Here is a 1332-nt window from a genome sequence, read left to right on the forward strand (position 1 = left end):
CCCCAATCCCCCTTCAAAATGCTAGCCATAAACGCATTCACTTCTTTTCTATATAAATATGAACGAAGTGAATAAGCGTCGGAAAAGCAGCCAAAAAGTTTCCCTTTTTGCTGTTGGAGCATGGGGTTTCAGGGGGTGCAGTATCTGACGTCAATGCCGAGCGATAGCGAGCCGAAGGGTAGCATTTACGTTAGATAACCCCCTGATATGCTCCGACGCTTTATATAGAAAAGAAGATTTAACTACTTAAATTCTTAATATGAATTGATATATCAACCTTTATAAAGGATTTAGACGGTCTAATTTTCAGTACCTTACGGTCTAATTTTCAGTACCTTATGGTCTAATTTTATTTGACTTTTTAGGTAAATAATGGAATCATATAAAAAAGGAGTGATAAACAATGAAAGAAAGATATGGAACAGTCTATAAAGGCACTCAGAGGCTCATAGACGAACAAAGTGGAGAAGTTATAGAGGTAGATAAGCTATACCGAAAACAAACGTCTGGGAACTTTCATAAAGCATATTTAATTCAGTTAATAAGTATGATGGATTTAATTGGTGGGAAAAAAATTCCAAGTTGTAAATTATATATTAGATAATATCCAATGGAGTAATAATACTTTAATAGCAACAGTAAAAGAATTAGTCCAAGCAACAGAGACAAGTAAGCAAACAGTAATAACAACATTAAAGTTGCTCGAAGAAGGAAATATAATTAAAAGAAGAACTGGAGCATTAATGCTAAACCCAGAACTACTGATGAGAGGCGATGACCAAAAACAAAAATACCTCTTACTCGAATTTGGGAACTTTGAGCAAGAGGATATTGAAAAACAAGAAAACGCATTATCTGAGTACTATTCTTTCAAAGATTAGTATAACATTAATTTAAAATATAAAAAAAGCCTACTGTACGAAATGAACAGTACAGTCATGACAGGCTTTTTTCTAAAGACGAATGGACTAGGTTTTCCTAGTCCATTTTTATATATAACTTTGGATCTACTCGTTCACACTCGCAGAACAAAGTTATATAAAGTCAAAACCAACCCACCTTAAATGGCACAATTGTGAAATAATTGCTTTTTGACTTCACGATATCGCTTTAATGATTTGGATTGGTTGTTAAGTTGGAATTAATCCAACTTAAAACCGGCACCAATCGCCACTGAAGTGGCTATCATTTTCGCTTTGCTCGTCAAAAATTTTCTCATTTCACAATTGTGCCATTTTGGTTTGGCAAGCACTGGCTTTGCTAGCCATATCATTCGCTAAAGCTCAATTCGTGGCTGCACGCCTGCTTGTTGGGGTAAACCCCCAATCCCCC

The 1332-nt window shown here is 35.5% G+C and carries 1 pseudogene; it reads left to right on the forward strand.

What is annotated here, in order from left to right:
- Window positions 1–403: 403 nt before the first annotated feature.
- A pseudogene (locus tag HMPREF2737_RS00505) lies at window positions 404–881 on the forward strand (replication/maintenance protein RepL).
- The last annotated feature ends 451 nt before the right edge of the window (window positions 882–1332 follow it).

The sequence above is a fragment of the Staphylococcus sp. HMSC069D12 genome (assembly GCF_001810405.1).
GTDB classification, from domain to species: Bacteria; Bacillota; Bacilli; order Staphylococcales; family Staphylococcaceae; genus Staphylococcus; species Staphylococcus haemolyticus.